Source organism: Arthrobacter sp. TJ-266 (genome assembly GCF_058269115.1).
The window spans coordinates 393,226-418,727 of the sequence record NZ_JBZCNC010000003.1 but is presented as its reverse complement, the minus strand read 5'-3'; the positions used below and the strand labels follow the sequence as shown (position 1 = coordinate 418,727).

General features: G+C 67.8%; 21 protein-coding genes and 3 tRNA genes. 14 read left to right on the top strand and 10 right to left on the bottom strand.

What is annotated here, in order from left to right; all coding sequences use genetic code 11:
- Nucleotides 1-178 precede the first annotated feature (178 nt).
- The 7 genes from gyrB (at nucleotide 179) to AC4D12_RS10575 (ending at nucleotide 7,015) form a co-directional block, all read left to right on the top strand.
- Nucleotides 179-2,206: a DNA topoisomerase (ATP-hydrolyzing) subunit B gene (gene gyrB, locus AC4D12_RS10605; RefSeq protein WP_490950127.1), complete on the top strand. Its 2,028-nt coding sequence runs from the start codon at nucleotides 179-181 to the stop codon at nucleotides 2,204-2,206.
- A gap of 138 nt (nucleotides 2,207-2,344) precedes the next feature.
- A complete protein-coding gene (gene gyrA, locus AC4D12_RS10600) occupies nucleotides 2,345-5,014 on the top strand; it encodes a DNA gyrase subunit A (RefSeq protein WP_490949885.1) in 2,670 nt (889 codons plus the stop codon).
- Nucleotides 5,011-5,565 (top strand): DUF3566 domain-containing protein, encoded by a 555-nt coding sequence (locus AC4D12_RS10595; RefSeq protein WP_490949884.1) that lies wholly within the window; start codon nucleotides 5,011-5,013, stop codon nucleotides 5,563-5,565. The genes gyrA and AC4D12_RS10595 overlap by 4 nt, the downstream gene beginning before the upstream one ends.
- A gap of 95 nt (nucleotides 5,566-5,660) precedes the next feature.
- Nucleotides 5,661-5,734 (top strand) — tRNA-Ile (locus AC4D12_RS10590).
- A gap of 37 nt (nucleotides 5,735-5,771) precedes the next feature.
- A complete protein-coding gene (locus AC4D12_RS10585; protein WP_490949883.1) occupies nucleotides 5,772-5,891 on the top strand; it encodes a DLW-39 family protein in 120 nt (39 codons plus the stop codon).
- A gap of 36 nt (nucleotides 5,892-5,927) precedes the next feature.
- Nucleotides 5,928-6,000: transfer RNA gene (locus AC4D12_RS10580), tRNA-Ala, on the top strand.
- A gap of 100 nt (nucleotides 6,001-6,100) precedes the next feature.
- On the top strand, nucleotides 6,101-7,015 hold the full coding sequence (locus AC4D12_RS10575; RefSeq protein WP_490949882.1) for a DMT family transporter: 915 nt from the start codon (nucleotides 6,101-6,103) through the stop codon (nucleotides 7,013-7,015).
- Between the two features lie 121 nt (nucleotides 7,016-7,136).
- Here AC4D12_RS10575 and AC4D12_RS10570 read toward each other — a convergent pair whose 3' ends face one another.
- Entirely contained in the window at nucleotides 7,137-8,105 is a 969-nt protein-coding gene (locus AC4D12_RS10570) for a hypothetical protein (protein ID WP_490949881.1), read from the bottom strand.
- A gap of 165 nt (nucleotides 8,106-8,270) precedes the next feature.
- Here AC4D12_RS10570 and AC4D12_RS10565 point away from each other — a divergent pair, with 165 nt between their 5' ends.
- Both AC4D12_RS10565 and AC4D12_RS10560 read left to right on the top strand, forming a co-directional pair.
- A complete protein-coding gene (locus AC4D12_RS10565; protein WP_490949880.1) occupies nucleotides 8,271-8,813 on the top strand; it encodes a peptidylprolyl isomerase in 543 nt (180 codons plus the stop codon).
- A 4-nt stretch (nucleotides 8,814-8,817) separates the two neighbouring features.
- A complete protein-coding gene (locus AC4D12_RS10560; protein WP_490949879.1) occupies nucleotides 8,818-9,693 on the top strand; it encodes a rhomboid family intramembrane serine protease in 876 nt (291 codons plus the stop codon).
- A gap of 262 nt (nucleotides 9,694-9,955) precedes the next feature.
- Here AC4D12_RS10560 and AC4D12_RS10555 read toward each other — a convergent pair whose 3' ends face one another.
- Both AC4D12_RS10555 and AC4D12_RS10550 read right to left on the bottom strand, forming a co-directional pair.
- Nucleotides 9,956-12,091 (bottom strand): acyltransferase family protein, encoded by a 2,136-nt coding sequence (locus AC4D12_RS10555; RefSeq protein WP_490949878.1) that lies wholly within the window; start codon nucleotides 12,089-12,091, stop codon nucleotides 9,956-9,958.
- Between the two features lie 61 nt (nucleotides 12,092-12,152).
- Nucleotides 12,153-12,401, bottom strand: coding sequence for a cell division protein CrgA (locus AC4D12_RS10550; RefSeq protein WP_490949877.1), 249 nt, complete (start codon nucleotides 12,399-12,401; stop codon nucleotides 12,153-12,155).
- A 174-nt stretch (nucleotides 12,402-12,575) separates the two neighbouring features.
- On the opposite strand from AC4D12_RS10550, the gene AC4D12_RS10545 reads away from it, so the two are divergent.
- Genes AC4D12_RS10545 through AC4D12_RS10535 form a run of 3 tightly spaced genes read left to right on the top strand, consistent with a single transcriptional unit; the run spans nucleotide 12,576 to nucleotide 14,212 of the window.
- Nucleotides 12,576-13,397, top strand: a complete 822-nt coding sequence (locus tag AC4D12_RS10545) for a class E sortase (RefSeq protein WP_490949876.1) — start codon at nucleotides 12,576-12,578, stop codon at nucleotides 13,395-13,397.
- 5 nt (nucleotides 13,398-13,402) lie between these two features.
- Complete coding sequence (locus AC4D12_RS10540; protein ID WP_490949875.1) at nucleotides 13,403-13,564, top strand: hypothetical protein; 162 nt, start codon at nucleotides 13,403-13,405, stop codon at nucleotides 13,562-13,564.
- Nucleotides 13,565-13,567: 3 nt separating this feature from the next.
- A complete protein-coding gene (locus AC4D12_RS10535) occupies nucleotides 13,568-14,212 on the top strand; it encodes an aminodeoxychorismate/anthranilate synthase component II (protein WP_490949874.1) in 645 nt (214 codons plus the stop codon).
- On the opposite strand, the gene pknB is transcribed toward AC4D12_RS10535, so the two are convergent.
- The 7 genes from pknB to AC4D12_RS10500 are packed head-to-tail and all read right to left on the bottom strand — an operon-like array spanning nucleotide 14,209 to nucleotide 23,806.
- Nucleotides 14,209-16,254, bottom strand: coding sequence for a Stk1 family PASTA domain-containing Ser/Thr kinase (gene pknB / locus AC4D12_RS10530; RefSeq protein ID WP_490949873.1), 2,046 nt, complete (start codon nucleotides 16,252-16,254; stop codon nucleotides 14,209-14,211). The genes AC4D12_RS10535 and pknB overlap by 4 nt on opposite strands.
- Nucleotides 16,255-16,312: 58 nt before the next feature.
- Nucleotides 16,313-18,097 (bottom strand): protein kinase domain-containing protein, encoded by a 1,785-nt coding sequence (locus AC4D12_RS10525; protein ID WP_490949872.1) that lies wholly within the window; start codon nucleotides 18,095-18,097, stop codon nucleotides 16,313-16,315.
- On the bottom strand, nucleotides 18,094-19,536 hold the full coding sequence (locus tag AC4D12_RS10520) for a peptidoglycan D,D-transpeptidase FtsI family protein (RefSeq protein WP_490949871.1): 1,443 nt from the start codon (nucleotides 19,534-19,536) through the stop codon (nucleotides 18,094-18,096). The genes AC4D12_RS10525 and AC4D12_RS10520 overlap by 4 nt, the downstream gene beginning before the upstream one ends.
- Nucleotides 19,533-20,957: an FtsW/RodA/SpoVE family cell cycle protein gene (locus AC4D12_RS10515; RefSeq protein WP_490949870.1), complete on the bottom strand. Its 1,425-nt coding sequence runs from the start codon at nucleotides 20,955-20,957 to the stop codon at nucleotides 19,533-19,535. The genes AC4D12_RS10520 and AC4D12_RS10515 overlap by 4 nt, the downstream gene beginning before the upstream one ends.
- Nucleotides 20,950-22,584 carry a PP2C family protein-serine/threonine phosphatase gene (locus tag AC4D12_RS10510; RefSeq protein WP_490949869.1) on the bottom strand — a complete coding sequence of 545 codons (1,635 nt, stop codon included), beginning with the start codon at nucleotides 22,582-22,584 and terminating at the stop codon, nucleotides 20,950-20,952. The genes AC4D12_RS10515 and AC4D12_RS10510 overlap by 8 nt, the downstream gene beginning before the upstream one ends.
- Nucleotides 22,581-23,069 (bottom strand): FHA domain-containing protein FhaB/FipA, encoded by a 489-nt coding sequence (locus AC4D12_RS10505; protein ID WP_490949868.1) that lies wholly within the window; start codon nucleotides 23,067-23,069, stop codon nucleotides 22,581-22,583. Before AC4D12_RS10505 ends, AC4D12_RS10510 begins: the two co-directional genes overlap by 4 nt.
- Nucleotides 23,066-23,806 (bottom strand): FHA domain-containing protein, encoded by a 741-nt coding sequence (locus AC4D12_RS10500; RefSeq protein ID WP_490949867.1) that lies wholly within the window; start codon nucleotides 23,804-23,806, stop codon nucleotides 23,066-23,068. The genes AC4D12_RS10505 and AC4D12_RS10500 overlap by 4 nt, the downstream gene beginning before the upstream one ends.
- 309 nt (nucleotides 23,807-24,115) lie before the next feature.
- Here AC4D12_RS10500 and AC4D12_RS10495 point away from each other — a divergent pair.
- Together AC4D12_RS10495 and AC4D12_RS10490 are read left to right on the top strand one after the other, a co-directional pair.
- Nucleotides 24,116-24,198: transfer RNA gene (locus AC4D12_RS10495), tRNA-Leu, on the top strand.
- Between the two features lie 218 nt (nucleotides 24,199-24,416).
- A complete protein-coding gene (locus AC4D12_RS10490) occupies nucleotides 24,417-25,454 on the top strand; it encodes a M14 family zinc carboxypeptidase (protein ID WP_490949866.1) in 1,038 nt (345 codons plus the stop codon).
- Nucleotides 25,455-25,502 lie beyond the last annotated feature (48 nt).

Here is a 25,502-nt window from a genome sequence, read left to right as displayed (position 1 = left end):
TCGGTCCCTATGGGAGGACCCTCCATGGGCTCAGGAGGCGCATTCTTGGCGAATGAGGGGCTGTCAGTGCGTTTATGTGGGCCTCCACGGGGTAGAATGGAGAAGCTTTGTTGTGGTCCACCCAGTTGAGGAGCCGTCTACGCCCGTGACACACGAGAACGAATTGAACGCAGAAGACGTGTTGATCGGCGAAGGTGAGTCCCCGATTCTGGAGGCAGCGACCGAGCACGCCTACGGCGCCAGTGAGATCACAGTCCTCGAAGGACTGGAAGCGGTCCGGAAGCGTCCCGGCATGTACATCGGTTCCACCGGCCCGCGCGGACTCCACCACCTCGTCTACGAAGTCGTCGACAACTCGGTGGACGAGGCTCTCGCCGGGTACTGCGACCACATCGAGATCACGCTCCAGACCGACGGCGGCGTGAAGGTCGTCGACAACGGGCGCGGTATCCCCGTGGACATGCACCCCACCGAGGGGCGTCCCACCGTCGAGGTGGTCATGACCATCCTCCACGCCGGCGGCAAGTTCGGTGGTGGCGGCTACGCGGTATCGGGCGGTCTGCACGGCGTCGGTATCTCCGTCGTCAACGCCCTGTCCAAGCGCGTCGAAACCGAGGTACGCCGCCAGGGCCATGTCTGGCACCAGTCCTTCGCGGACGGCGGCAAGCCGGTGGGTGAGTTGCGCATGGGCGAGGAGACCTCCGAGACAGGGACCACCCAGACGTTCTACCCGGACGACACGATCTTCGAGACCACTGAGTTCGATTTCGAGACCCTGCGGGCGCGTTTCCAGCAGATGGCCTTCCTCAACAAGGGCCTCCGCATCACCCTGACCGACGAGCACGTCGACGAGGTCGAGGACGAGGTCGCGGCGGAGACCGGCGAGGATTCCACGCCGAAGCACCGCGAGGTCGTCTACCTCTACGAGAACGGACTGCTCGACTACGTCCACCACCTGAACTCCTCGAAGCGCGTCGAGGTGGTCCACCCCGACGTCATCGCCTTCGAGACGGAGACGCCGGACCGGACGATGTCGGTGGAGATCGCGCTCCAGTGGACCTCCGCCTACTCGGAGAGCGTCCACACGTACGCCAACACGATCAACACGCACGAGGGTGGCACCCACGAAGAGGGATTCCGTGCCGCCATGACGACCTTGATCAATCGATATGCGCGCGAGAAGAACATCATCAAGGAGAAGGACGACAACCTCACGGGTGACGACATCCGCGAGGGCCTGACCGCCGTCATCTCCGTGAAGCTCTCCGAGCCGCAGTTCGAGGGCCAGACGAAGACCAAGCTCGGCAACTCCGAGGTCAAGGGATTCGTGCAGCGCGTGGTCACCGACCAGCTGGGCGATTGGCTCGAGCGGAACCCCGGACCGGCCCGCGACGTCATCCGCAAGTCGATCCAGGCCTCGCAGGCACGCCTCGCCGCCCGTAAGGCGCGCGAGTCCACGCGTCGCAAGGGACTCCTCGAGTCCGGTGGCATGCCCGGCAAGCTCAAGGACTGCCAGTCCAAGGACCCGGCGCGCTCCGAGATCTACATCGTCGAGGGTGACTCCGCCGGCGGCTCGGCCGTACGCGGCCGCAACCCGGAGACGCAGGCCATCCTGCCCCTGCGCGGGAAGATCCTCAACGTCGAACGCGCGCGGCTGGACCGGGCGCTCGGCAACAGCGAGGTCCAGGCCATGATCACCGCGTTCGGCGCGGGGATCGGCGAGGACTTCAACGTCGAGAAGGCCCGGTACCACAAGATCGTGCTCATGGCCGATGCCGACGTCGACGGCCAGCACATCACCACGCTGCTGCTCACGCTCCTGTTCCGCTACATGCGGCCGCTCATCGAGAACGGGTTCGTGTACCTGGCGCAGCCGCCGCTTTACCGGATCAAGTGGTCCAACGCGAAGCACGACTACGTGTTCAGCGATCGGGAGCGCGACGAGGTCATCAAGATGGGGCTCGCGCGGAACCAGCGGCTGCCCAAGGACAACGGGATCCAGCGCTACAAGGGTCTCGGTGAGATGGACTACACCGAGCTCTGGGACACGACCATGGACCCCGACCACCGGACGCTGCTGCAAGTGACCATGGACGACGCCGCCGCGGCCGACCAGGTGTTCTCGGTGCTCATGGGCGAGGACGTCGAATCCCGACGCAACTTCATCCAGCAGAACGCGAAAGATGTGCGTTTTCTCGATATTTGACGGCTCGCCCCGGCATTCTGCCGGCGCAACGAAATTTGCTCGTTCCTCGCAAATACTAAAGCGCCTACACAGAACGCAGGGGCAACCCTTGCTCAGCTTCGGCAGCACTGCGCGCACGACAGACGAACGGATTGATTGATGAGTGACGACAGCATGGGTAATGGGCCGGACGAGGTCCTCGAGGGTGAGGTGCTGACCGACCGCGTCGAGCAGGTGGATCTGCAGACCGAGATGCAGCGGTCCTACCTGGACTACGCGATGGCGGTCATCGTGGGGCGCGCCCTCCCGGACGTGCGGGACGGGCTCAAGCCCGTGCACCGCCGCGTGCTCTACGCCATGTTCGACGGCGGCTACCGCCCGGATCGCTCGTTCAACAAGTGTGCCCGCGTCGTCGGCGAGGTCATGGGGCAGTACCACCCGCACGGTGACACAGCGATTTACGACGCCCTGGTGCGCCTGATCCAGGACTGGACCATGCGGTACCCGCTCGCGCTCGGGCAGGGCAACTTCGGCTCGCCGGGCAACGACGGCGCAGCGGCTCCCCGGTACACCGAGACCAAGATGGCGCCCCTGGCCATGGAGATGGTCCGCGACATCGACGAGGAGACCGTCGACTTCCAGGACAACTACGACGGCAAGAACCAGGAGCCGACGATCCTCCCGTCGCGCTTTCCGAACCTGCTCGTCAACGGCTCCTCGGGCATCGCCGTCGGCATGGCCACCAACATCCCGCCCCACAACCTGCGCGAGGTCGCGGAGGGTGTGCAGTGGTACCTCGAGAATCCGACCGCCACGAAGGAGGAGCTCCTCGAGGCCCTGATCGCACGGATCAAGGGACCGGACTTCCCGACCGGCGCCCAGATCCTCGGGCACAAGGGCATCGAGGACGCGTACCGGACGGGCCGCGGGTCGATCACCATGCGCGCGGTGGTCAACGTCGAGGAGATCCAGAACCGGACCTGCCTCGTGGTCACCGAGCTGCCGTACCAGGCGAACCCGGACAACCTGGCGATCAAGATCGCCGAACTCGTGAAGGACGGCAAGATCAGCGGGATCGCCGACCTCCGCGACGAGACCTCGGGTCGCACCGGCCAGCGCCTGGTGATCGTGCTCAAGCGCGACGCCGTCGCCAAGGTGGTGCTGAACAACCTTTACAAGCACACGCAGCTGCAGGACAACTTCAGCGCGAACATGCTCGCGATCGTCGACGACGTCCCTCGCACCCTGAGTCTCGACGCCTTCATCCGCCACTGGGTGACGCACCAGCTCGAGGTCATCGTGCGCCGCACCCGCTACCGGCTGCGCAAGGCGGAGGAGGAGGCTCACATCCTCCGCGGGCTCCTCAAGGCGCTCGACGCGCTGGATGAGGTCATCGCCCTGATCCGAGCATCGGCGACCAGCGAGGAAGCCCGTATCGGCCTGATGGGCCTGCTCTCCATCGACGAGCTGCAGGCGAGGGCCATCCTCGACATGCAGTTGCGGCGCCTCGCGGCCTTGGAACGGCAGAAGATCCAGGACCGGCACGCAGAACTCGAGCAGATGATCACCGAGTTCAACCGCATCCTCGCGTCCGAGGACGTGCAGCGCGGGATCGTGAGCACCGAGCTCGGCGAGATCGTGGCCAAGTTCGGCGACGACCGACGCACCGAGATCCTCATGGGCTACGACGGTGACATGAGCATGGAGGACCTGATCCCCGAGGAGGAGATGGTCGTCACCATCACCCGCGGCGGGTACGTCAAGCGCACCCGAAGCGACAACTACCGCCAGCAGGCGCGTGGCGGCAAGGGAATCAAGGGCGCGCAGCTGCGCGGCGACGACGTCGTCGAGCACTTCTTCGTCACCACCACCCACCACTGGCTCCTGTTCTTCACGAACCTGGGACGCGTGTACCGGGCGAAGGCGTACGAGCTCGTGGAGGCAGCACGGGACGCCAAGGGCCAGCACGTCGCGAACCTGCTCGCCTTCCAGCCCGACGAGACCATCGCGCAGGTCCTGGATCTCCGGGACTACCAGCAGTCCCCGTTCCTCGTCCTCGCGACGAAGCGCGGACTGGTCAAGAAGACCCGGCTCGAGGACTACGACACCAACCGCACGGCGGGTGTCATCGCGATCAACCTGCGCGACAACGACGAGCTGGTCTCCGCACAGCTCGTCTCGAGCGAGGACGACATCATGCTCGTCTCGCGCAAGGGTCAGTCCCTCCGCTTCACCGCCGACGATGACGCCCTGCGTCCCATGGGCCGCGCGACCTCGGGTGTCACGGGCATGAAATTCCGCGACGACGACGAGCTGCTGGCCGCGAACGTGGTCACGGACGACTCCTACGTGTTCATCGTGACCGAGGGTGGGTTCGCCAAGCGGACCAGGGTGCAGGACTACCGGGTCCAGGGCCGTGGCGGCCTCGGGATCAAGGTGGCCAAACTCGCGGAGGAGCGCGGGGATCTCGTGGGAGCCCTCGTGGTGCAGGAGGAGGACGAGGTCCTGGTCGTGATGGGTGGCGGCAAGGTGGTCCGATCCGCGGTGAGCGGCGTGCCGGCCAAGGGTCGCGACACCATGGGCGTCATCTTCGCCAAGCCGGACAAGACCGACCGCATCATCGCCGTCGCGCGTAACAGCGAACGCAGTGTCGCCGTGGAGGAGGGCCTGATCGACGACCCCTCCGAGGCGAGCCCGGAGGTGGATGTTATCGATACGATCACGCCACAGGACGATCCTGCGGAGTTCACAACCGATGAAGTACGGTTGTCGACAGAGGAAACGGCTGAGCCAGACGCTGAGTCGCCCGACCACGGAGGTAGCGAGTGAGCTCGGCCAACAGCAACCCGCGATCGTCCGGCGGGCAGGTTCGGACAACCGGGACGGCCCCCCGAGTGAACGCACCGGCCCGCCCGGCGCAGCGCCCGGCCTCCGCGAACGGCCAGGCTCCGCGTCCCGGTCAGCAGCGCACGGGTCAGCAGCGCCCCGGCCTCGTCAAGCCACCGCCCAAGGCGAAAGCCCGCAAGGCGCGGTTGCTCGTCAGCAAGGTGGACCCCTGGTCCGTTCTGAAGATGTCCTTCCTGCTGTCGGTGGCGCTGGGTGTGGTGACCGTCGTCGCCTCCTTCGTGATCTGGACCGTCCTCGATCTCACCGGCATCTTCGACGGGGTCAACGAGCTACTGCGGGAGATCGCGGGCTCGGAGAGTGGCGGGTTCGACCTCCGCCAGTTCGCATCCCTGACGCAGGTCCTTTCCTTCGCGACCATCATCGCGGTGGTGAACGTGGTGCTGTTGACGGCCCTGGCCATGCTTTCGGCCGTGCTGTACAACATCTCCTCCACCCTCGTAGGTGGTATCGGGGTCACGCTGACGGACGACTGATCCGACGACCGCTTCGAGCCGGCAGCGGTCCCGCGAGGATTTGGGGATCGCTGAAGCACTACTGTAAAGTCGTGTCTCGGCCCGAAGAGGTATCGGGGCGTATAGCTCAGGCGGTTAGAGCGCTTCGCTGATAACGAAGAGGTCCCAGGTTCAAGTCCTGGTACGCCCACGGATCCATCACACGCAGGTCGCGCTAGGAGACGGTCATGAAAAGGTTGCTCATCGCAGCAGCGGTTTCAGCAGGTCTCGTCGTGTACAAGCGGTGGCAGGATTCAGAGAAGAGCAAGAGCGTCTGGAGCAACGCGACGGACGACATAGCTCGCTAGGGCCCATCCGGTGAGAAAGCCGGAAGCGGTCCGTTCGGGGGCATGGCGCAATTGGTAGCGCACCTGCTTTGCAAGCAGGGGGTTCGGGGTTCGAGTCCCCGTGCCTCCACCGAAGGGGAAAGCCCCGGCCACAGGCCGGGGCTTTCGTCGTCTCCGGGACCACCTGATTCCTCCGGGCCGCCGTCCCGGGGTGCACTACTGTTGCCCGGGTGATCATCTTCCTGTCGGTCCTCGGCGTCATCGGGGTGTCCGCCTCGGGTCCCATCATGGCCGCCACCGCGGCGCCGGTGCTGGCCATCGCGTTCTGGCGCAACCTGCTCGGGGCGGTGCTCATGGGCGTCCCCGCCGCGGTATCGAAGAGGGCTGAGTTCGCTGCTCTCGGCCGCGCGGATCTGCGCCGGCTCGCTGTTGCCGCAGTGGCGCTCGCCCTGCATTTCGCCTGCTTCATCACGGCGCTCAAGCTCACGTCCGTCGCCGCCGCGACGGCACTCGTCTGCCTGCAGGTCGCCTGGATAGCGTTGTTCGACGCCCTTCTCGGCTCGCGCCCGCCCCGCGCGGTGGTGGTGGGTCTCGGGGTGGCCTTCGTCGGCGTCGTGGTGATCACCGGGTTCGATCTCTCGCTGTCCCGGGACGCGCTCCTCGGGGATGTCCTCGCTCTAGCGGGCGGGGCGCTGGCCGCCGTCTACCAGATGGCCGGCGCCGCTGCTCGACGCACGCTCTCCACCGGGACCTACACCACGCTCTGCTACGGTGCATGCGCGGTGATCCTGCTCGGATTCTGTGCGGTGGCGGGTCAGCCTCTCGTTGGCTTCACGCCCGCGGCGTGGCTCGGCATCGTCGCCGTGACGCTCATGGCGCAGATCATGGGCCACTCGGTGTTCAACCACCTCCTCGCGGTGATGAGCCCGCTCGTCGTGTCCATGATCATCCTCCTCGAGATCCCGGGCGCGGCGATTCTTGCGGCGGTCTTCCTCGACGAGAAGCTCCCGGCCGCCACCTATGCCGGGCTCGCTCTGGTCCTCGTCGGCCTGGCCGTCGTCATCCGTGGTCAGCAGCGACGGCGGAGCCGCGCGCTGCGCGACGAACCGGGGGTCGCTGCGACCCCGCCACTCGGCGCCGACTGAGGCCGGAACGGACGAAGACCCCCGGCAGGAGCCGGGGGTCTTCGTCCGTGTCTATCCGTACTGCCGGTTCACGACGGATTCCGCGAGCCCGGAGGCGTCAACGGGGTGCCGCGGCGGGGTCTCAGGCGGTGTCGCCGGGCTTGGCTGCGTGCTTCGCCGAATCGGTGACGTCCTTCGCCTTGTCGGCGACGCTCTGGGTCGCTTCCGCAGCCGGGGTCTTCGACGCGGTCTCGTCGCTCTTGGCCGCGCGGTCGGCGGCCTCCTTGATCGACGCCACCACCTCCTTGGCTTCCTGCGACTTCTGGCTCGAGACCGGTGCAGGGTTCGCCTTGATCGGTGCGGGGGTCTTCCAGGGATCCTCGACGGGCTTGGACGCCCGCCAGGCGGCGACGACGGCGACGACGGCCGCGGCGATGACACCGAAGACCAGCCACCCCTTGCCGGAGGACCGCTTCTTGCTCTTGCCGAGGTCCTTGGACGCCTGCTGCGCGACGGCGACGAGGTGCTTCCGGGCCTTCTTCACGGCTTTCTTGTCGCCCGTCACCTTCGTGACCGCCTTCTCGACCGTGGGGTGGACGGTCGCGGAAGCCAGGGAACGGGATGCGCTGTCAGCGGCTTCGCCGAGCTTGGACGACAGTGCGGGCAGGTAATCGTCCACGACCTTCGCCTTCGCCGAGGTGATCGCGGGCGCCGCCTTGTCGAGGGTGCCCTGGATCTTCGGGGTGGTCTCGTCGATGACCTGCGTGATCTTCGGCCCCACCTTGTCGATTCCGTCCTGGATCTTCGGCGTGACGACGGCGATGCCGCCCGAGATACCCTCGGATGCCTTGCGGACGGTGTCCTGAAGCGCGGGCATGGCCGTCTCGAGCCCCTTCTCGAGGCGCGGCTTGGCCCAGCCGTAGGCCGAGTCCACGTGGGGCTGCGCCCAGGTCTGCGCGGCACTCATGTGAGGCTGTGCCCAGGTCTGCGCGGCACTCACGTGAGGCTGTGCCCACGTCTGCGCGGCCGCGACATTGGTGGACAGTCCGGCGGCCAGTCCGGCGGCGAACCCTTCCTCGAGCTCGTGCGTCATGCGATCGTTCTTCTTCACAAAAACCTCCAGGGGATGGTTGCTCGTCCTCATCAGCCTACGTGGCAAGTGCAGACCGTGCTATTGCGAGCAGGGGCCGGAACACCTCCTCTGCACCCGGTTTCACTGTGCGCGGAATGGCTGCGGTCCAGCGGATTGTCAGGAGCACCGTGGAACAATGGCCCCATGACTGCTATCCCAACCGCACACGCGACCATCACGACGAGCCAGGGCACCATCAAGGTGAACCTGTTCGGGAACCACGCCCCGAAGACGGTCAACAACTTCGTGGGCCTCGCCACGGGCGAGATCACCTGGACACACCCGCAGACCGGTGAGGAGACGGACGCACCCCTGTACAACGGGACCATCTTCCACCGCATCATCAAGGACTTCATGATCCAGGGCGGCGATCCCCTCGGCCAGGGCATCGGTGGCCCCGGCTACAAGTTCGACGACGAGATCAACCCCGACCTCACGTTCAACGAGCCCTACAAGCTCGCCATGGCCAATGCTGGCCTGCAGGGCGGCCGCGGCACCAACGGCTCGCAGTTCTTCATCACCTCCGTGCCCACCACCTGGCTCCAGGGCAAGCACACCATCTTCGGTGACGTGACCGACGAGGAATCACGCGCCGTCGTCGACAAGCTCAACTCCATCCCCACGGACGGAAGGGACAAGCCCCTCGAGGACGTCGTCATCGAGAGCATCACCGTGGAACAGCTCTAACCGAATGTCCTACGGAGTCCCCGCGCCCGACGCCGGCAGTGAGCAGGCGCCGGTCTGCCCGCGGCACCCCGACCGCGTCAGCTACGTGCGGTGCCAGCGGTGTGGCAGGCCGGCGTGCGCCGACTGCCAGCGTCCTGCCGCCGTCGGCTTCCAGTGCGTGGACTGCGTCCGCGAGCAGGCCGCCAACGCGCCGGTCCGGAAGAACGCGTTCGGCGGAGTCGCGCGCGGGGGCACACCGATCGTCACGTACACCCTGATCGGGCTGTGCGCCGTCGTCTTCCTGCTCCAGATGGTGATCCCCGGGTTCATCCAGGTGTTCGCCTACCGGCCCGTCGACACCGCGGGGGTCGCCTCCGCCGGGCTCCCCGCGGAGCCCTGGCGCATGCTGACGGCGGCGTTCCTCCACTCGCCGGGCTCGATCGTGCACATCGGCTTCAACATGTACGCCCTGTTCATCCTGGGGCGTGAGCTCGAGCCGGCCATGGGACGGGCTCGCTTCCTGACGCTCTACCTCCTGTCCGCGCTCGGCGGGTCCATCGGGGTGCTGTTGCTCAGCAACCCCGGACAGTACGTGGTCGGAGCATCGGGCGCGGTGTTCGGGCTCTTCGGGGCGCTGTTCATCATCCAGCGCAAGCGGGGTGGGGACGTACGGCAGATCGTGGTGCTGATCGCGATCAACGCGGTGCTCGGCTTCATCGTGCCGAACGTCGCGTGGCAGGCCCACCTCGGCGGTCTCGTCGCCGGCGCTGCGTGTGCCACCGCGATCGCCTACGCCCCTCGCGGTGCCCGACAGGCGCGCACCCAGTGGTTCGGGATCGGCGGCGTCGGGGTGGGGCTCGTGGCGCTGACGGCGCTCGGAGTGGCGCTCCTGCCGTTCTGACCGCGTTCTGACCCCTGGTCAACCCCATCACGAGGGCCGGTACACATGTACCGGCCCTCGTGCTGTGTGGACCGGGCGCTGGTGGCGGTTGTCCACAGGGTTTATCCACATCGGGGACAACTTACACACATGTAATTCCACAGATGTGGATAACGTAGGCGCGGAATCGCCCGGTTTCGCGTGAAGCATCAACAATCATGTGCACAGCTGTGGATAACTTCGTGCACACGCTGTGCACATCGCCGACAGGCCGCTTCGTCTGTCAGAAGCCGAAGAGCGACCTGCGGAGCGGCTCGGCCAGGGACAACGCGTAGGTGTCGCTGATGTGGTTGTCGCGGTAGACGAGCAGATTACCGATCACGTAGGGGCAGGCCCCGTCACGGCAGAAGGACGGCGAGAGGTCGACGACGGTCACGCCCTCGAGGCCGTCCGCCGCCTCGAGCATCGGGTCCTGGGACGCGACCTCGTCCGAGCGGTCGACACACTCCGCGGCGACGTCGTCCGCGGTTGCCACGCACTCGGGCGCGGGCCGGGAGGGCAGGGGCGAGTCCGTGATGACGCGGACGTCGATCCCGGCGTCGACGAGGGGCTGCCACAGGGCACGGTAGCCCTCGATCGTGGCCTCCCGATCCTGCCAGGACCACGACAGCTCACGTTCGTACCCCGCAGGCCGCAGGTTGCTGGTGATCACCATGTCGGGAGGATCGGTGAGGAGTCCCTCGAGCGTCAGCTGGTTCCGCTCGATGCAGTCCTGGAAGTAGGCCCCGTTGCTCCCGAGGGGCTCCGCATTGAACGGACAGCCGTTCCTCACCTGGACGTCGAGGGCGAAGCCCTCCTGCCCGAGAACGGCGTCCAGCGGGGTCATGAACTGCGCCGCGTGCGAGTCCCCGACCAGCACGGCGCGTGATCCGCCGTCGGCGGCTCCGAAGCGGCACTCGTCCGCCGCCATCTCCTCGGGATCCCAGAGCAGGCATCCGTTCCCCGCGAGGACGTTCTGGTCCTCGAACGCCACGGCGGCATCGGGCCGGATCGGCGCGTCCGGTCCCGGTTCCTGGTCCCATGCCGCCGCTCCGGGATACAGGACGGGATCGAGGGTGCCGATGATCTCGCGACTGCTCTTCAGCGTGATCAGACCCCAGGGCAGGGCGGCCGCGGTGAGCGAGAGCACGAGCATGCCCGCCCCGAGGACGTACGAGTACCGCTTCAGTTCGCGGCCCGGAGAGCCTGAACCGAGGGTTCGCCGGCCCGAGGTCCGTGCGCGATTCAGGGGCAGTTCCACGTAGCGCGTGCTCACCCACGCCAGACCCACCGAGAGCAGCAGGATCACGACCGCGTCGATGTGTCCCGCTGCGCGGTCGGCGACGAACAGGTACAGCACGATGACCGGCCAGTGCCACAGGTAGAGGGAGTACGAGATGTCGCCGACGAAGACGACGGGCCGGAGGGCGAGGAGCCGCCCCGGACCCCCCGCGGGGACGGACCCGGCCCAGAGCACGAGCAGAGCACCCGCGACCGGTACGGCGGCCACCCATCCCGGGAAGGCCAGGGCGGTCGTGTAGGTGGCCGCGCTCCACCCGATGAGGAGGCCGCCGGCCACGACGGCGAGGCCGGCGCCCCGCGCGCCCACCCGCGGGGCGAGGATGGCGAGGATGCCGCCGGCGAGGAGCTCCCAGAGCCTGGTGGTGGTGGCGAAGTAGGCGATGTCCGGTGCTGTCGCCGACCACACGACGGAGTGAATCATGGAGGCCACGGCCACGAGGGTGAGGGTGGTGAGGATGAGGCGGCGTCGCCGTCGGAGGTCACCGCCGCGGCCGGACCGGATGGTCACCACCACGAGGAGGATGAGCAGTGGCATCACGAGGTAGAACTGTTCCTCCACCGCGAGCGACCAGAAGTGCTGGAAGATCGACACCGGACCGCCGGCCTGTTCGTAACTCGTGGAGCCGAGGGCGAGATTCCAGTTCTGCACCTGCAGCGCCGAGGCTGCTGCGTCCCGCGCGAGCTGCGCCCACCTGTTCGCGGGCAGGACGGCGAGGCTCACCAGCGTGGTGAGCGAGAGGACAACAGTGGCGGCCGGGATGAGGCGCCTGATGCGCCGGCGGTAGAAGGCGGCGAGGTCGATCCGGCCGGACGTGATCGCCTCCTTCGCCAGGGAGCCGATGATCAGGTAACCCGAGATGACGAAGAAGACGTCGACGCCGACGAAGCCACCGGGCAGGAGTTCGGGCACGAGGTGGTAGACGACCACCAGGAGGACGGCGACAGCTCGCAGGCCCTGGATGTCCCGGCGTCGGTGGCCGTGCCCGGTCGGGAGGAGGGACGGGCACGCAGACCCTCGGGAACGGTTGGCGGATCCGCTGTCCTCATCGGCAGCGTCGGCCTCAACGACTATCGTCACCGCGCCACTGTGCCGGAGGAACCAAGGTGGGGGCGCGAAGCGCGCCGTACTGGTGGCTCGGTCAGCGCCAGCGCGTGGTCATGAGGAAGCCGACGATCGCGATGCCGAAGCCGACGAGGATGTTCCACGACCCCCAGGCGGCCACGGGTAGCAGTGACTCCGAGATGTAGAACGTGATGATCCACAGCAGTCCGATGATCATCAGACCGAACATCACCGGTTTGTACCAGACGGGGTTCGGCTTGGGCTGCGAGGACTTCACGGCGGGAGCCGCGGACGCTGCTTTCTTGCGGGGCTTCGACTCGGGCACGATTTCTCCTCGACAGGGCACCGCTGGGAGTCAGCGGCGCCGATGGTCAGACGGGCCGCTCGGGGCGTTGCCCTCCCCGCAGGTATCCTGAGGGGAACATCGCCCGACGGCCCGGTTCTCCCCTCGATTCTAGCCAGGAACGCCCCGCCGTCGGCGCAGGCCCGGCGGACAGGAGTGGCAGTGGGATCCTCGGCACTCGACACCGCTCCGCGCACCCCCGGTGTCCGTCCTCCCCGCACCCGCCGCCGTCGTACTCCCTTGCAGGTCATCAGTCAGGTGGTGGGTGAGCTGCTGATCACCGTCGGGGTGGTGCTGCTGCTCTTCGTCGGCTGGGAGCTGTGGTGGACGAACATCGATTCGGACATCAAGCAGGGCCAGGCCCTCGAGGAGTTCTTCGCGGACGTCCCGCCGGTGGTGCCTGCCCCTGCACCGGAGACGACCGACGGCGCCGCGACCGCCCCCGAGGACTTCGGCGATCCCCCGGTGCTCGCACAGTCAGACCTCACGGGGACCTTCGGCGTCGTGTACATCCCCCGCTTCGGCGAGAACTACTCGCGACCGGTCACGGCGGGAGTCGGCGCGGACGTGTTGGACAACCTGGGGCTCGGCCACTACCCGGGGACCGGCGCTCCTGGTGAGGTGGGCAACTTCGCGCTCGCCGGGCACAGGCAGACCCACGGGCAGGTCCTCGACCAGATCCACACGCTGGTCCCCGGGGACCGCGTGTACGTGCAGACGCGCGACGGCTACTACACGTACGTGTTCCGGAACACCGAGATCGTGCTGCCCGACCGCGTGGACGTGATCGCCCCCGTACCCACACAACCCGCGGCCGAGCCGGTGGACAGGATCCTGACCCTCACGAGCTGCAACCCGCGCTTCGGGGCGCAGGAGCGCATCATCGCGTACTCGGTGCTGGAGTCGTGGCGGCCGATCGACGCCGGACCGCCGGCGGAGATCGCCGACCAGGTGGCGCGCGCCGCCGGGCAGGCGTAGGCACTATGTACGGCTGGATCTTCCGTGCCCTGCCCGGGCCCCTCTGGGTGCGCATCATCCTCTCGGTGATGCTCGTCCTCGTGACCGTCACCCTGTTGATGGTCTTCGTGTTCCCCTGGATCTCCCAGTTCAACCCCCTGACGGATTCGACGATTGGTTCTTCCTGACTCATGACTGACAGCACGCGCATCCTCGTCGTGGACAACTACGACAGCTTCGTCTACACCCTGGTGGGATACCTGCAGGAACTCGGCGCCGAGACGACGGTGGTGAGGAACGACGACATCACCCTCGCGGAGGCCGAGGAGATGGCGGCATCGCGCGACGGCGTCCTCATTTCTCCCGGTCCGGGCACGCCCGCCGAGGCCGGGGTCTGTGTGGACCTCATCCGCTGGTGCGGGCAGGAGAGCAAGCCCATGCTCGGGGTCTGCCTCGGGCACCAGGCCCTCGCCGAGGCGTTCGGGGGTACGGTCACGCATGCCCCGGAACTCATGCACGGCAAGACGTCCCTCGTGGAGCACGACGGGACGAGCGTCTTCGCAGGCCTACCCTCCCCCGTCACAGCCACGAGGTACCACTCGCTCGCCGCCGTGAGCGACGACATCCCCGCCGACCTCACGGTCACCGCCCGGACAGCGAGCGGCATCATCATGGGGCTCGAGCACCGCACCGCGCCTCTCACCGGCGTGCAGTTCCATCCGGAGTCCGTGCTGACCGAGGGGGGCTACCAGATGCTCGGCACCTGGCTCGAGTCCCTGGGACTCGTCGGCGCCGCCGAGAAGGCCGCCGGGCTCAGCCCGCTCATCGCCCGCTAATCGTCCCCTTCGGTGGGGCGCGGGTTGGATCCGTTGCCGTTGCCGTTGCCGTTGCCGTTGCCGTTCCCGCCGCCGTTGCCGCCGCCGTTCCCCGGCTCGGGGTCCTCCGGGGTCTCGGGGTCCTCCGGGGTCTCGGGGTTCTCGGGGTCCGGCGTAGGGCTGGGAGGTGCGATGGGCTGCTCCGGCGCAACCGCGATCGTCAGGACGATCTCCGTGCCCTGGTCCACGGAGGACTGGGCGGGCCGTGACTGATTGGTGATGGTCCCCGGCGTGACGACGCTGTTCTCCTCCTCGTCGATCCGGTAGGGAAGCTGCACCGCGGGATCGTTCAGGAGCAGCTCCGCCTGGGGGACCGTGAGGTCGGTGAGCAGCGGGACCGTCACCTGGCCCGTGGAGAGCACCAGGTTCACGGTACTGCCGGACGGCGCTGAGCCGCCCACCTGGGGATCCGTGCTGATGACCCGGCCCTCCTCGACCGTCGCGCTGTTCTCCTCCTCCACGGTTCCACCGCGGAGGTTCAGGCCCTCGAGGGCGTCGCGGGCCGAGGATTCGGTCATGCCGATGAGGCTTTCCGGAACCTGCACGTTCGCCGGACCGAGCGACAGCACGAGGTTCACGCGGGTACCGGGAGCCACGGACGCTCCGGCCGCCGGGTCCGAGCTGATGACGTTCCCCTCCTCGACGGTGCTGTTGAAGGCCTCGTCGGTCGACGAGTTCAGTCCGGCGTCCTCGATGAGGTCGATCGCGTCCGCCTCCGTGAGGTTCGTGAGCTCGGGGACGGTGACGTCCGTGACCTCCTGCGCTGTTTCGTTGTCGCCGAGACTCGTGAGGACCACGTACCCGCCGCCGAGGACGGCGAGGACGATGATGAAGAACACGGTGATCCAGGCGGCGCGCGACGACGAACGCCGCTTCTCGTCGCGGCGGTCGCGGTCGTCGCCCCGTGCGCCGCCGAGGACGTCGTAGTCCTCCTCGTGGTGATCGGTGTCCGGGAGCGGCGCGACCGGGAGGGCGCGCTCGGCCGCCACCCTGTCCATGGCCCGGGTCCGCGGATCCCCGTCCGCGAACGCCGCGGCACCGACGGCGGCTCCCGCTCCTGCGGCTCCCAGCACCGCTCCGCGCGTCATCGATCGGGTGCGGGGATCCTGGAGGTCCATCGCCTCGGTGGGTGCGGCGGCTCCCGGCAGGGCGATGCCCCGACCGGCGTCGAGCAGTGCTGACCGGAAGGCCGCGGCGGTCTGGAAGCGGTCCTCACGGTCCTTCCGCAACGCCTTCGAGATCACGGAGTCCACTGCCGGGGTCACGGCGGGGTTGAGGCTGCTGGCCAGTGGCGGTTCCTCCCGCACGTGCTGATAGGCCACGGACACCGGGCTGTCACCGATGAACGGCGGCCTGCCCGTCAGGAGCTCGAACAGGAGGCAGCCGGCCGAGTAGAGGTCGCTGCGGGTGTCCACCGTCTCGCCGCGTGCCTGCTCGGGTGAGAGGTACTGCGCGGTGCCGAGCACGGCCTGGGTCTGGGTCATGGTGGCCTGCGAGTCGGCCATGGCACGGGCGATGCCGAAGTCCATCACCTTGACCATGCCCTCGGGCGTGATCATGACGTTGGCCGGTTTGATGTCCCGGTGGACTATCCCTGCCTTGTGGCTGTAGTCGAGTGCTCCGAGGACACCGACGAGGTGGGCGATGCTCGCTTCGGGCGTGAGGTCGCCCGCACGGACGTGGTCGCGCAGCGTGCGGCCCTGGACGTATTCCATCACGATGAAGGGGACGCGCATCTCGTGCTGGTGACGGTCGCTGACCTCCTCCTCGCCCGTGTCGTACACCGCGACGATGTTCGGGTTGTTGAGCCCGGCGACAGCCTGCGCCTCCCGACGGAACCGGGACTGGAACAGCGGATCGCGGGCCATGTCCTGGCGGAGCACCTTGATGGCGACCGAGCGCCCGAGCCTCAGATCACGGCCCAGGTGCACGTCGGCCATGCCGCCGCGCCCGATCAGTTCGAGGACCTCGTAGCGTCCATCGAGGACGCGCTCGGCGGACATCAGCTGGCCTCCTCGGACGGACCGGTTGCCCGAAGCGCGGAGTGATCCATGACGTACCTCATGGGCCGGTGGTCGCCGAGGGGGAGGCCGACGGCGTCGTCGGTGCCGGCGTGGGCGTCGGCGTGATGGGGGCCTGGGTGGGCTGAGGACCACTGGAGACGACGTAGTAGACCTCGGTGCCGACCGGGATCACCGCTCCGGCTCCCGGGTCGACGCGGATCACGGTGCCGGCCGGCTGCTGGGACGGTTCGGGTCCGGCGTTCACCGGCTGCAGGCCGAGTTCTGTCAGTTGCCGCTCCACGTCGGTGGTTGTGAGTCCCGTCAGACCCGGAACAGTCACGACCTGGCGAGAATACGTCACGTTGATCGTCGTACCGGCAGGCAGCGGACCGACGGGATTGACGGCGATCACCGTTCCGTCGGGTTCGGACGAATCCTGCTGGATCGCGTTCACGCCGAAGCCCAGCGCGACCAGGTCCTGTGTCACGTCATTGAGCTGCCGACCCTGATAGCTCGCCTGCGAGACGTTCTCCAGGTTGTCCTCCGCGTCGGTGGTGCTCGGACTCGATGACGGAGTGGCCGATGAAGGCGAGGAGGACGGCGACGCCGTGCGGGACGTCGTCGGCGTCGGACTGGCGGACGTGGTGTCGGCAGGCCCGGGCGAGGGGTCGCCGTCGTCGCCTGCGAGCAGCGGCTGGAGGATCAGGAAGGCGATGGCAGCGAGGGCCAGCAGGAGCAGGACGATCAGCGGGATCAGCCAGGGGCTTCGCCGGTTCTCCTCCTCGCGCCGGTAGGGCTGCGCTGCGGGCTCCGGGTCGGCATCGTCGGGGGACCAGGTGCGTGACGCCGCGATGCCCGCGGCGCCCACCGCGGCCGGGGCCGCGACCGTGGGGAGCGCCGACGTCGTGGTCGGCGGGACCGCCGTCGTCGCCTGGGTGTCCTGCCGGGGCACTGCCGCCGTGGGGATGTCCGCACCCGCGGAGAACGCGAGCATGCCGGGTACGGCCGCCTCGGCGGCCCGGATGTCCCCGGCACGGATGGCCTCGACCGCGCGCGCGAGTGCCTCGGCGTCACGGGGCCGGTCAGCCGGATCCTTCGCGAGCATCGAGCCGATGAGTGCGCGAACCGGTAGGGGAATGGACTCGGGCAGGGGCGGTGGGGCGTCGTTGACCTGGGCGAGTGCGATGGCGATCTGCGACTCACCCGAGAATGGACGACGTCCGGCGAGGAGCTCGTAGCCGATCACGCCGAGGGCGTAGATGTCCGAGGAACCGGTGGCCTGCTGACCCGTGGCCTGTTCGGGCGCGAGGTACTGCGCCGTTCCCATCACCTGTCCGGTGGCGGTCAGCGGCACCTGATCGGCGAGACGGGCGATCCCGAAGTCGGTGATCTTCACGCGGTCGTCCGGCATCACGAGGATGTTGCCCGGCTTCACGTCGCGGTGCACGAGCCCCTGGCGGTGCGCGACCGCCAGAGCCGTGGCGGTCTGTCCCACGATCGACAGCGTGCGGTCCGGCGAGAGGACCTGCTCCTTCTCGATCACGGCGGACAGGGGCTGCCCCGGCACGAGTTCCATGACGAGGTAGGCCGAGCCGCCCTCCTCGCCGTAGTCGAACACGTTGGCGATCCCCTCGTGGTTGAGGAGCGCCGTGTGGCGCGCCTCCGCCCGGAAGCGGTTGAGGAACGCGGGATCGCCCGAGTACTCCTCCTTGAGGATCTTGATCGCGACGATGCGACCGAGGATCTGGTCGCGTGCCTTCCACACCTCGCCCATGCCGCCGATGGCGATGCGCTCGGTCAGTTCGAACCTTCCGCCCAGGGTGATACCTGACGTTGGCCTCATCTGCTCAACACCGCTTCCATGAGTCTTTTGGCACTGGGTGAGGTCAATTGCTGACCGGTGGGGATGTCCACGTCCTGCATCACGATCGAGACGGCGACCTGGGGCTCGTCCGCGGGAGCGAATCCGGTGAACCAGGCGTTGTCGCCGGAGCCCGGCACCTCGGCGGTGCCGGTCTTCCCGGCCACGTCCACGCCGGGGATCCGTGCCCCCTGGCCCGTGCCGTTCTCGACCACGTTGACCATCCAGTCCGTGAGCTGGTTCGCGGTCTCCTCGCTGACGGACTCCCGCAGCGTCTCGGGTTGCGGGGAATCGATCAGTTCGAGATCCGCTGCCCGAACCGACCTGATGAGCTGGGGCTTCATCTGCTCGCCGTCGTTCGCGATCGCGGCCACCACCATCGCCATCTGCAGCGGCGTCACGCGGGTGTCGAACTGACCGATCGCGGACTGTGCGAGCTCGGGCTCGTCGAGATCCGTGGGGAAGATGCTGGCGGAGACGCTCGTGGGAATGTCGAGGGGCTCGCCGAAACCGAACCGCTGCGCTTGGTCGCGAAGCGCCTCCTCACCGAGGTCCAGTGCGATCTGCGCGAAGGGCGTGTTGCAGGACTGCTCGAGCGCGAACTCGAGGTCCGCCGTCGTCCGAGTGGCACACTGGCCTGTAACGAAGTTCGGCAGCGTGTAGTTGATGCCCGGGAACTCGAGCGCGGGAGGGTTCGCAATCTCGGAGTCGGCGTCGTAGTCGCCGGACTCGAGCGCGGCCGCCGCGTCGATCAGCTTGAACACGGAACCGGGTGCGATGAGTGACTGCGTGGCGGGGTTCTCGTAGATGGAGAGGCCCGGCTGTTCCGTGAGGGTCGCGACGTTCTGTTCGATGATCGCGGTGTCGTGGCCCGAGAGCAGGTTGGGATCGAAACTCGGCTTCGACACCATCGCGAGGATGTTGCCGGTCGCCGGTTCCATCACCACGATCGAGCCACGCTGACCTTCCGGGATGAGATCGAAGGCGAGCCGCTGGATCTCCGGGTCGATGGTGAGTTCCACCGACGCGCCCTGCGGTTTCACACCCGAGAACAGCTGCACCATGCGATCGTAGAAGAGTGAACTGCTGGTACCGGCCAGCTCTTTGCCCTGAGCATTCTCCAGCTGCGTGGAACCGAGCGACAGCGAGTAGTAGCCGGTCAGGTGCGCGTACAGTTCCGGCTCCTCGTACACACGCTGGAAGTTGAACTCGTCGTTCGAGGGCACGGACTCGGCGATCGCGCGGCCGTCCACGAGGATGGCACCGCGCTGACGGTCGAAGTCCGCGAAGATCTGGCGGCTGTTCCAGGGGTTGCCGTTGAGTTCCGAGGCGGCGAAGAACTGGACGTACGTGAGGGAACCGAGCACCAGCGCGAACATGGTCATCGCCACGATCCACGCGCTCCGGATGGCCTGGTTCACAGCTCGGCCCCCTTCGTGGCTTTCTTTTTGACGGGCTTGCCGCTGACCCCGAGCGCCTCCGGGAAGGAGTCCTTCATGGGTGCCGTCGGCGCGGGCCGCCGCGCGGTCTCCGAGATGAGGAGGAGCAGACCCACAATGAGCCAGTTTGCCAGCAGTGAGGACCCACCCGCGGACATGAACGGCGTGGTGAGCCCGGTCAGCGGGATGAGGCGCGTAATGCCGCCGATCACCACGAAACACTGCAGCGCGATCGTGAAGGACAACCCGCAGGCGAGCAGCTTCCCGAACCCGTCCTTGGTGCCCAGCGCGGCCCTGATCCCCCGGGACACGAGGAGGACGTAGAGCATCACGATGGCGACGACGCCGATGAGTCCGAGCTCCTCGCCGAGAGCGGCGATGATCATGTCGCTGTTGGAATAGGTCACGAGATCCGGCCGGCCCTCGCCGAAGCCCGTGCCGAGCAGGCCACCGTTCGCCAGGCCGAACAGGCCCTGGACCACCTGGCGGCTGCCTCCCGGTGCCCGCTCGTAGATGTCCGGCGAGAACGCGTTCAGCCACGAGTCGAAGCGCAGGGCGACGTGGCTGAAGAGCTCGAGGGCCACGAAGACGCCGACGCCGATCATGGCGAGACCGATCAACACCCAGCTCACGCGACTCGTCGCCACGTAGATCATGACCATGAACAAGCCGAAGAAGAGGATGGAGGAGCCGAGATCGCGCTGGAAGATGAGCACGCCGATGCTCACCAGCCACGCGGCCGCCATGGGCGCGAGGTCCCGGAACCGGGGCAGCTGGAGCGGCCCGATCTTCTTGCCCGCCAGCAGGATCAGGTCCCGATTGGTGGACAGGTAGCCGGCGAAGAAGATCGCGAGGGTGATCTTCGCGATCTCGCCCGGTTGGAACGTCCCGAAGCCCACGGAGATCCAGATGCGAGCGCCGTTGATCTCCAGACCCAGCGGAGTGAGTGGAAGCAGGAGTAGCACGGCGCTGACGATCAGCGAGATGTAGGTGAAGCGGCGCAGGATGCGGTGGTCCCGCAGGACGATCAGACCGACCGCCGCTGAACCCATGGCCACCGCCGTCCACAGCACCTGCTGGGGAGCCACCGGTGCGAACTCGGGATTGATCAGGGCGGCCGAGAGGTCCAGGCGATGGATCATCGCGAGCCCGATCCCGTTCAACGCGACGACGATGGGAAGGATCACCGGATCGGCATACTTCGCCTTCACCCGCAGGATCACGTGGATGAACAGGCTCATCAGTCCGAGCGTGAGGGCCTGCGCCCAGAAGTAATCGTTGAACGCCTCCTCGCGGCCGATCCCCGCGAGGTAGTTGGCGCCGACGGCCACGGCGAGGGCGATCACCAGCAGGAAGAGTTCCACGGTCCGCCGGGACCTCGGCACGGTCAGGACGTCACTCATTGGCTGCACCTCCGCAGTCGAGGTCGGATGCGGCGGCGTCGGGCTCCTGCGAGGCCGACGCGGAAGGAGCCGGCTCTGCCGCGGCCGGGGTCGGCGAGACGGACGCGGTGGCGTCCGGCGTCGGCGTCCCGGCGGTTCCCGAGGGGGCGGGTGACGCGGGCGGTTGTGTGCCGGATGGGCTGGCGGACGGAGTGCCGTCCGGGCCGGCCGTCGCGGTGCCCGTGGCTGCAGGGTCACAGGCGACGGCGCGCAGCTCGCTCCGGAGATCGCCGACGATCCGCTCGGCCTCGTCGAGGCTCGCCGCGGGAAGGGTGTTGGCGACCCTCGACCGCTGGTACTCGGGCAGGTTCGACACGGGGATGTCCGTCATCTCGTAGAGCTCACTGAGGACGAGCGGCCCCACCCGCTGCGGGACACCCGTGTAGATCGCCACACGGTTCTCCGCCTCCGCAACGTAGTAGCGGGTCTGGGTCCAGGTGTACCCCAACCCCAGCACCGTGATGAGGATCAGGGTCATGAGGGTCAGGAACGCGGGCACCAGCCAGCGTCGCTTGCTCGGCCCGGTCTCCTCGTCGACGTCGTCCGGCTCGTCGTCGGCCCGGTGGGTGAGCATCACGGCGGCGCGGCGCTCGGTGGAGCGCTGCGTGACGATGGGGATCTGACCGGTCTCGGTGGCGAGGGCGGCGGATCCCACGAGCACGTGCGGACGAGACATGAGATCACGCCGGATGACGTCCGCGCGGATGGCCGTGCTCGGGAGGTCGCCGTTCCCGTCGATCTCCGCGGGCGGCGCAGGATCCCGCGTCGCCGGGGCGGCGTTCTTCCCGGTGGTCTTCCCGGGCCTGCGCTCGCCCGTTCCCCGGTCCGCCGGTGGCGCCGGAGCCGCGTCGGCGTCCTCCATCTCGACGACCTCCACCACGGCGATCGTGATGTTGTCCGGGGACCCGCCCGCGAGCGTCAGCTCCACCAGGGTGTCCACGCAGTCACGGAGGTCCGGCGTCTCGCGCATGACCTGCTCCACCACGCGGTCCTGGAGTACGGCGTTCAGCCCGTCCGAGCAGAGCAGCCACCGCTCCCCGACCTCGGCGTCGAACTGCTCGAGGTCCAGCTCGGGGCTCGCGTCGACATCACCCAGGACCCGCATCAGCACGTTCTTGTGCGGGTGGATCTCCGCTTCCTCGGGCTTCAGTCGCCCCTCGTCGATGAGCCGCTGCACGAAGGTGTGGTCGCGGGAGATCTGCTCGAACGTCCCGTTCTTCAGCCGGTACGCCCGGGAGTCGCCGATGTGCGCCAGCTGCAGCGTGCCGTCCTCGAGCAGCAGCGCGGTGACGGTGGTGCCCATGCCCGCGAGCTGAGGGTTCGTGGACACGAGCTCGGACAGCAGGGAGTTGGCGGTCTGGATCTCGTCGGCGAGGTGAGTGGCCGCCTCGCCCCCGTGATCGGCGTGGTCGAGGTGCACGAGGTCCAGCACGGTGGACGCGGACGCCACGTTGCCACCCGCATGCCCTCCCATACCGTCGGCCACGACGGCGAGGTAGCGCCCCACATAGGCCGAATCGTCGTTCTTGGAGCGCACCATGCCGACGTCGGAGCGCGCGGCGAACCTCAGGGCGAGCCGCACGCTCATGGCCTCAATTCGATGACCGTCTTACCGATCCTGATGGGTACCCCGGGCTCCACGGGCAGGGCGCGGGTGAGCTGCGCCCCTCCGAGATAGGTGCCGTTCGTCGACCCGAGGTCCTCGATGAACCACCGGCTGCCCTGGGGGAACAGCCGTGCGTGCCGACCCGAGGCGTAGTCGTCCTCGAGCACGAGCGTGGCCTCCTGCGCGCGGCCGAGCAGAATGGGACTGGCCGCGAGATCGAGCGAGGTTCCCGCGAGGGGTCCTTCGGTGACGACGAGCCGGTGGGCTGCGGCGCGGGCCGGCGGCGGCGTCTCCTCGAGCTCCGGGTTCCGTCGGATCTCCCGGGCCGTCGGGGTTCCCACCTTGTTGCGGCGGCCGACCACGAGATCACGCCGGAGGGCCCCGACGGTACTGAGCACGAGGACCCAGAGCAGGATCAGGAACCCGAAGCGCAGGAGCGTCACGGTGAGTTCTCCGGCTTCGCTCATCGGTCCGCCCCTCCGCCCTGCGTGGTCACGAGGTGGAACGTCATGCGGGAGCGGCCCATCGTGATGGTGGAGCCGTCCGTGAGTTCGGAGCGGCCGTCCACGCGCTGCCCGTTGACGTAGCTGCCATTGGTCGAGCCGAGGTCGACGGCGAAGAAGCGGCCGTCGGTCGCGCGGATCTCGAGGTGTCGGCGTGAGACACCGGTGTCATCCACCATGATGTCCGCCTCGGACGAGCGACCGAGGACGATGGACGAGGAGTTCATGGAGTACCGCCGGCCGTCGAGGTCGAGCACCGGCTGGTACCGGGTGGGCTGGCGTCGTGGCGCGGCAGGAGCGGACGGCGTGGCAGGGCGCCGGGGAGTGGCTTGCTTCTCGATGGACGAGTCGATCTCGAACACGCCCGCACGGAGCTCGGGATCGTGCTCGAAGGACACCCGCACGGGCCCCTGCAGGCTGTACTGCTGGCTGTTGACGTGAGCGATGACCACATCGCACAGCTCCTCCGCCAGCGCCGAACCCCACTGCTGCGCGAGATCGAAGTCGGAGTCCGAGAGCCGGGCCGTGAAGACGTTCGGCGCGAGGGTGCGTCCCTGGGAGAGGACGAGCGAGCGGTTGTCGAGCTCCTTACGCAGCGCGCTGGCGATCTCCAGCGGCTGTACCTGCGACTTCGAGCCCGTGCTGAAGGCACCACGGACGAGCTTCTCGAGTCCGCGCTCCACATTGTCGAGGATGCCCACCGTCTGCCTCCTTCCGCTGGTGCCCTATGCCGTTCGGCCCCGCAGCAGAGCTGCCGCAGTGCGTCCCCCGGTCCTGCAAACGGCGTGCTGCAGCCGGGCATGTCCTGTCCGATACTACTGGGACGACCCGGCGCCGAGGCCAGGTCGGCCGGGCGGAGGGTCACTGTGTCACAACGATCCCGTACGCGGCGCGTTCCGCCGACCGCCGTCGTCGTGCCCCGGTTTAGGCGAACGCCGCAGCATTCGGCTATGCTTGACTCTGCTGTTCACACCGCGGGCGTCAGGCGCCCGTGCGTGGAATCTCGAATTGCGCGAGTGGCGGAACGGCAGACGCGCTGGCTTCAGGTGCCAGTATCCGAAAGGGTGTGGGGGTTCAAATCCCCCCTCGCGCACAGTGAAGAACGGTCAAGGGCTCCCGCTCGGCGGGGGCCCTTTTCTCATGCCCGGATACGCGCGCCCAGACCGTCGACGAATTCCGAAACTGGTTGACACAAGCAAGGGGTGGCGTTTCACTGTCTGCACCGCGTCCGTGCGGTACTCGCATCGAACCATCCCCGGACCCTGCGCACCACTGTCGCAGCACCTTTTCGCACCCCTGAGGAGAACGAGCATGAGAACATCCAGGACGATCACCGCCCTGTCGCTGGCAGCCCTGCTGGCATCGGGCGCCGCAGCAGCACCCGCCGTCGCCGTCGGTGAGGGCCCGAACTACGGCGGGAACGAGACGATCAACACCTCGATCCTCCGCACCTACGACGAGGTGGTCGCCGAACTGCAGAAGCAGGACGCACGCCAGCCCGCGATGGAGCTCGAGGTGATCGGGCAGTCGGTCAAGGGCCGTGACCTCTACCTCGCGAAGTACATCTCCGATCCCAGCAACCCGACCATCCTGTACCTGACGCAGCAGCACGGGAACGAGCAGCTGACCACGGAGGGTGCCCTCGAGTACATCAAGCACCTCGGGACGGGCAAGACGAAGGGTGTGCTCGACGGCGTGAACATCCTGATCGTCCCCATGCTCAACCCCGACGGCGCCATGGGCGACGTCGACTTCCCCCTCGACGGTTACATCGCCGACGGCGGACGCACGCTGACGCGTGCCAACGCGACCGGCACGGACCTCAACCGTGACCACGTGGCGAAGATCCAGCCGGAGACGCAGGCCCTCCATCAGAACGTGATGCGTGCGTACGACATCGACTACATGATCGACCTGCACCACCAGGGCACGCAGAGCGAGCGTGACGGCGAGCTCGTCTCCGGCTCCATCCTGTTCCCGACCACCGAGAATGCGACGGCGGACGTCGTCGAGGGGTCCAAGCGCCTCGGGGCCGTGGTGTTCGACGCCGTCGATTCGACCGGCTGGGGCCACCTCGGCCGGTACGTGGGCGGCTCCGCGGAGACGATCAGCCGTAACGGGATCGCCGTCGAGTACGGAATCTCCACCCTGCTGTTCGAGATGCGCGGCATGTCCGACAACACCGCCGAGTCCGCGGTGCTGGGACAGAAGAGCAACGGCTACCTGATCAAGCAGACGGTGACGACGCTCGACGCCACGGCACGTGCCATCGCCGACGGTTCCATCGACACCGCCGACACCTCCTTCTGGGACACGCTCGCGGAGCAGACCACGCGCGACACCGAGTAGGGACCACGAAGTACGACGGTCCTCGCGGCTCCTGCTGACCGGCTCCCC

What these genes read in the sequence shown, in the direction of transcription:
- gyrA (WP_490949885.1), top strand. Translation starts at nt 2,345, where the DNA reads ATGAGTGACGACAGCATGGGTAATGGGCCGGACGAGGTCCTCGAGGGT.
- AC4D12_RS10585 (WP_490949883.1), top strand. Translation starts at nt 5,772, where the DNA reads ATGAAAAGGTTGCTCATCGCAGCAGCGGTTTCAGCAGGTCTCGTCGTG.
- AC4D12_RS10565 (WP_490949880.1), top strand. Translation starts at nt 8,271, where the DNA reads ATGACTGCTATCCCAACCGCACACGCGACCATCACGACGAGCCAGGGC.
- AC4D12_RS10560 (WP_490949879.1), top strand. Translation starts at nt 8,818, where the DNA reads ATGTCCTACGGAGTCCCCGCGCCCGACGCCGGCAGTGAGCAGGCGCCG.
- AC4D12_RS10540 (WP_490949875.1), top strand. Translation starts at nt 13,403, where the DNA reads ATGTACGGCTGGATCTTCCGTGCCCTGCCCGGGCCCCTCTGGGTGCGC.
- AC4D12_RS10535 (WP_490949874.1), top strand. Translation starts at nt 13,568, where the DNA reads ATGACTGACAGCACGCGCATCCTCGTCGTGGACAACTACGACAGCTTC.
- pknB (WP_490949873.1), bottom strand. Translation starts at nt 16,254, where the DNA reads ATGTCCGCCGAGCGCGTCCTCGATGGACGCTACGAGGTCCTCGAACTG.
- AC4D12_RS10525 (WP_490949872.1), bottom strand. Translation starts at nt 18,097, where the DNA reads ATGAGGCCAACGTCAGGTATCACCCTGGGCGGAAGGTTCGAACTGACC.
- AC4D12_RS10515 (WP_490949870.1), bottom strand. Translation starts at nt 20,957, where the DNA reads ATGAGTGACGTCCTGACCGTGCCGAGGTCCCGGCGGACCGTGGAACTC.
- AC4D12_RS10510 (WP_490949869.1), bottom strand. Translation starts at nt 22,584, where the DNA reads ATGAGCGTGCGGCTCGCCCTGAGGTTCGCCGCGCGCTCCGACGTCGGC.
- AC4D12_RS10505 (WP_490949868.1), bottom strand. Translation starts at nt 23,069, where the DNA reads ATGAGCGAAGCCGGAGAACTCACCGTGACGCTCCTGCGCTTCGGGTTC.
- AC4D12_RS10490 (WP_490949866.1), top strand. Translation starts at nt 24,417, where the DNA reads ATGAGAACATCCAGGACGATCACCGCCCTGTCGCTGGCAGCCCTGCTG.